Here is a 954-nt window from a genome sequence, read left to right on the forward strand (position 1 = left end):
CCCGGTATCGATCGACATCCTGGAGCGCCTGCCCGCACCCTTCGGCCTGGTCCGGTACGGCGTCGCGCCGGACCACCCGCGGATCAAGGAGATCATCAAGGCGCTGCAGCGCGTCCTGGCCCACCCCGACGTCCGTTTCCGCGGCAACGTCGAGTTCGGCGTCGACGTGAAGCTCGAGGAGCTGCGCGAGTTCTACGACGCCGTGGTCATCAGCACGGGCGCCGAGGCCGACCGCGACCTCGGCATCCCCGGCGAGGACCTTCCCGGTTCGTACGGCGCCGCCGACTTCGTCTCCTGGTACGACGCCCACCCGGACGCGCCGCAGAGCTGGCCGCTGGACGCCAGGAGCGTCGCCGTGATCGGTGTCGGCAACGTGGCGCTCGATGTCGCGCGGGTGCTCGCCAAGACCGGCGACGAGATGCTCACCACCGACATCCCGCAGCACGTCTACGAGGGCCTCGCGGCCAAGACGATCACCGACGTCCACGTGTTCGCCCGCCGCGGGCCGGCGTACGCGAAGTTCTCGCCGCTGGAGCTGCGCGAGCTCAACCACTCGCCCAACGTCGAGGTGATCGTGCACCCCGAGGGCTTCGACGTCGACGCCCACGGCATGGAGCACATCGCCCAGCACAAGGCACAGAAGATGGTGCTCAACACGCTGACCAGCTGGGTCGGCGCGGACCCGGTGGGCAAGCCGCACCGGATCCACCTGCACTTCGCCGAGGCCCCCCTCGAGATCCTCGGCGACCGCGACGGCGTCACCACGCTCCGCACCGAGCGCACCCACTCGCCCAACGAGGACGGCAACGTCGAAGGCACCGGCGAGGTGACCGACTGGGACGTCCAGGCCGTTTACCGCGCCGTCGGGTACCGCAGCACCGGCCTGCCCGATCTGCCCTTCGACGAGCGTCGTGCAGTCATCCCGAACGACGCCGGCCGGGTCCTCGACCTCGA

The 954-nt window shown here is 70.2% G+C and carries 1 protein-coding gene; it reads left to right on the forward strand.

Going from position 1 to position 954, the window contains the following annotated elements:
- Positions 1–954, forward strand: a 954-nt coding sequence (locus ACOADB_RS24495; protein WP_378605015.1) for an FAD-dependent oxidoreductase, incomplete at both ends; no start/stop codon positions are given.

The sequence above is a fragment of the Nocardioides sp. CPCC 206348 genome (genome assembly GCF_048654705.1).
In the GTDB taxonomy this organism is placed as follows: Bacteria; Actinomycetota; Actinomycetes; order Propionibacteriales; family Nocardioidaceae; genus Nocardioides.